Annotated in this window: 3 protein-coding genes and 1 pseudogene; all 4 read right to left on the bottom strand. The window is 57.7% G+C overall.

Annotated elements, in window-relative coordinates; translation table 11 throughout:
- Positions 1-190: hypothetical protein (locus AC0L28_RS34430; RefSeq protein WP_473482922.1), on the bottom strand; the 190-nt coding region annotated here is incomplete at its 3' end.
- 375 nt (positions 191-565) lie between these two features.
- Positions 566-730, bottom strand: a complete 165-nt coding sequence (locus AC0L28_RS34435) for a transposase (protein ID WP_473482926.1) — start codon at positions 728-730, stop codon at positions 566-568.
- 188 nt (positions 731-918) lie between these two features.
- Positions 919-2,004, bottom strand: a complete 1,086-nt coding sequence (locus AC0L28_RS34440; RefSeq protein ID WP_473482924.1) for a D-alanine--D-alanine ligase family protein — start codon at positions 2,002-2,004, stop codon at positions 919-921.
- A 1,221-nt stretch (positions 2,005-3,225) separates the two neighbouring features.
- Positions 3,226-3,849 (bottom strand): annotated as a pseudogene (locus tag AC0L28_RS34445) (transposase); the annotation flags it as partial.

Consider the following 3,849-nt stretch of genomic DNA (forward strand, 5'->3'; position numbering starts at 1 on the left):
AACCGACCACATCAAAGCCAGCATCTCGCTGGGCAGGATGACCACCGTTCTCGTTTTCCATGGACTTTCCTTCGTCTCTTCTAGCGGTAACTGTCAAACTGTTCATTGTTCGTGTGGCAGCGCGCTGGCCATCTTTGATCGGGGTGCCACCGCCGACCCGATCAATAGCACCGTTGTCCGGGAACATCATTGTGCAGTCGGCATAGAAGGGGACTCAGGAAACTGAAGCGTTGGGCCCGCGCCAGCGAATGACGGCATTCAGCTTGCTCGCCACGGCGCACCTGCAGCCTCTCCTCCGGAGAGGCGCCGCAGCTTCTTCTGGTCCATCACGGTCCAGCATGATGTGGACCCTGCGGTAGGTGAATCGCCGGCGCTCGGCCGCCACGGCTTTCATCGCGTCGAGCGACAGACCGTCGTCGAGACGGGTGCTGGCGTAGCGCACCGTCGAACGGTCGATGCTCAGAGCCCACACGCCCGACGCTGGCTCACCCCATGCACCTCGCAGGCATGAACCACCGCCTTCCGCTTTGCATCGGGCATCACCATTATTTTGCGGCGATATCCTTCAGGGTCGCGTCCAGCATCTGCTCGGCCAGAGCTTCTTCAGCCGGGCGTTCTCGTCCTCCGGAGCCTTCAGGCGACGGGCGTTGGACACATCCATCCCGCCAAACTTCGCCTTGAACTTGTAGAAGGTCGCTGCCGAGATGCCGTGCTTGCGGCAGACATTCAGGGTCTCAGGTCAACGGGATTCTCATAATTAAATGGAAAACAACACCTCAGACTTTGCCAGGATTGCTCTGCAATCATGACCTTTTGGCCCCCAGCGACCTACACGTCTAGCAGAAAACTTCCGCGTCACGCACAGCCCTCATAGCGGCATCTTTCTAGCCGTCTTCCGGCTCGATTGCCGCCGCGACACTAGCGCAAAGGCACCCGGATGCGGCTGGCTTCGATCTTGCGATTCTCTTCTCGCTGCCGTTGATCTACTTCATTGGAGACAGCCAGCCGAATGAGGTGGCACAGGTCGAAACCGGCTTCTACGAGCATCTTCGGAAAGATAGCTCCCCCTGACAGCCCTGGGACCAAGTTGAGTTCGAAGAAGTGAACACGTTGCTGCTCGTCAACGATGAAATCAAGACGCCCGAACGTATGTATCCCAAACTCCCGAGCAATCTGCGTGGAAATTGAGGCGATACGGGATTGAAGGATGTTCTCCATGTCGTGGAAGTCTACAGAGTAGCCCTCCTTCATCGTCTTCCGATCATACCCGATGAAGCCCGCGGGATTGTTGATCCGTGCAACCGGAAGCGCCGTGACCATCTGGTGATCAATCAAGACGCCGCAGGTGTACTCTGTTCCAATAATTCGCTCCTGAACCAGGAACGAGGGATCATAGAGAGCAACCCGTTCGGAATAGTAACGGAGGCCAACCTCCGAGAGCTCGTCCGTGCACTCGGTCAGAAAGGATCCGCCAAGCGTATTCGGCTTGAGGACACAGGGGCCGCCAAGTTGCCGCAGGGCCTCTGCGATACCCGCTTCAAGATTGCCTTGACAGACGCGGACTGTTGGTATGGGAGTCAAGTCGGAACATAGATGAGTTGCAACTATACTTTGAAGATACTTATTTTCTGTAAGCATGGCCGCAGTCTTGTCGCCAAAGCTGCCGGGAATATCGTGGAATTGAGCAAGAGCCTGGATTTGGCCATCCTCGCCATCCTGGCCCTGAAGAAGTGAGAAGACGAAAGTGCCGTCGCTCTGGAGTAGGTGAGCGAGAAAAGCAAGCGGATGCGTTTCGGCGCGAGCTGCGAACTCGTTGTGTGTCGGAAGGCGATCCCCGTCCAAGGCGAGCCTGAGCAGGTCCCCGAATCGGCTGACGTAATAGATGAATGCCGGTGAAATATCCGCATCGCGAGCATTATTGAGCACGTCAGCGAAGTGATTGTACATCGCAATCGACCAGTCGTGCTCTACGGACCGGCCGCCATATATGAGCGCTACTTGCATCGGATTACCTTTCGGAGCGAGTTACGGGGTCGGCTTATGGTCAGATTTTAGAACACTAATTGCATGTCGACTAAACGGGGCGGTCCTCGCGACTTCACGGTCTTTCCGCACCTAGTCCGGCCGAAGTACGGCGTGGAAACTTGGTGTGCGGGTGGCACCAGCGCGCGATCCGATCTGTCATACCAGCCGTGATAGCGGGGACGGATTCGCACCAAGATGATAATGCTTCCCACCTAGCCCAGTGGGTCGCGACGGAGATCGGGCGCGTTGTACTCCAGCAGTGGAACACGGTCAGGCGCAGATTGGCGCGAACCGGGAACGCCCATGTCGCCCATTCCGTAGCACGCGATCTGACGTAGACCTGACATGTTCCTTTCCTCCCTTGGTCCATCAAATGAGTTACATTGAATGCCGGTCGGCAACATCCGCCGCCTCGCGATGGGGAGGTTCAAGACTCGTGCCACTTTGGCTGATCGAGTCGAAGAAAACGTTTATGGTTGCTTTTCAGCTGTTTGTCTTATGCAAAACACCGGCTTCTAAACAAGCCTCTGTCGCCGAACCGACAAAGGCGACAGCAGGTGTCGGATATGCCATGACGAGCGGATCACAATGACGAGGAACTGCGCCGGGATCGCATCCAGCCGCTGGACACATTCTCGCCGATGCAACCGCCCGCCGCAGGCGGATTCTGACCCTTTTCGACGTGTGATCGAGTGCGGTCTTCTGTCAGGCCTTCATGTGCCGCATTGTCAGAAGCCGCTGGCCGGTATGGTGATCTGCAGATCAGGTCACAACGAGCGCATTGGCTCTTTGGCTCCAGCTGGTTTCCTGATCCAGATCTGTTCGATGTTGCGCCCATTCGGGTCGTCGCCCTCTCACACCCCCTTTATCGGCGCCGGGCTCTTTGCTGCAAGTGCATCATGCAGCCGTATCCGACGCCGGATTCCGATAATCCTCATTCGTTCCCAGCATCGCCAAGATTGCCCGCGCCATCTTGTTCGTCGGGGCGATCGCCACTAGTGTGTCCATCGATAAACAACAATTTTTCAAAGTATTCATTGTATCCGCCAATGTCGATTCGAGGTATTTCTGACTGTCTTGGTGGCCCTATCTGCACGAGGCGTTAGAAGAGAAGTAGAGGTCTCTCGCCGTCCGCTAGTTGGCCCATGGTTGAACCGCCCGGCTGGGCGCCGGGTAGGCTTTTGCGAAGTCGGCGGTGGGTCAGCTCGACTTGAGGCGGGCGAAGAGGGCGAGTTGTAGGCCACCACCGAGGACCAGACATAGGTCTTGAAGTGGTCGAGCCCACGCCAGGTGCAGCGGTCCAGGCCAAAAGCGCGCTTCAAACATGAGACGCCGGCCTCGATGCCGGCACGGAGGTTGCGCAGCTTGCGATACACCCAGCGGCTCTTGACCATGTCCTCGATCTTGATGCCGCATTTTTTGTGGAAGGCCATGTCCTTCACGCCCCAAGCCTTGGCCTGGATCAGATTGGCGCGGCTGGCATAGCCGCCATCGGCGGCCGCCTGACCTGGCGGCTCGCGATATCGGTCGATGTGGCGCTGAAGCATCGGCAGCAACCGCTCGCTGTCGGCCGGATTGCCGGCTTCGACGATGAGGTCGAGAACCATGCCGCTCCTGCCCGTCGTCAGGTTGAGCTTGTGGCCATAATGGACATCGCGGCCGCCCTTGACGATGATGTCGGCATGCGGTTCGAACAGGCTGACCAGCTTCTCGGCGGCCGGCACCACCTCGCCGGCCAGCACCCGCCGAAGCCTGATGCCAACCCAGAGATTGTCGATACGCCGGATCAGAGAAGTTTTACGTCTAAGCCATTCCAGGGCCTGA

Source organism: Mesorhizobium sp. WSM4847 (assembly GCF_055811335.1).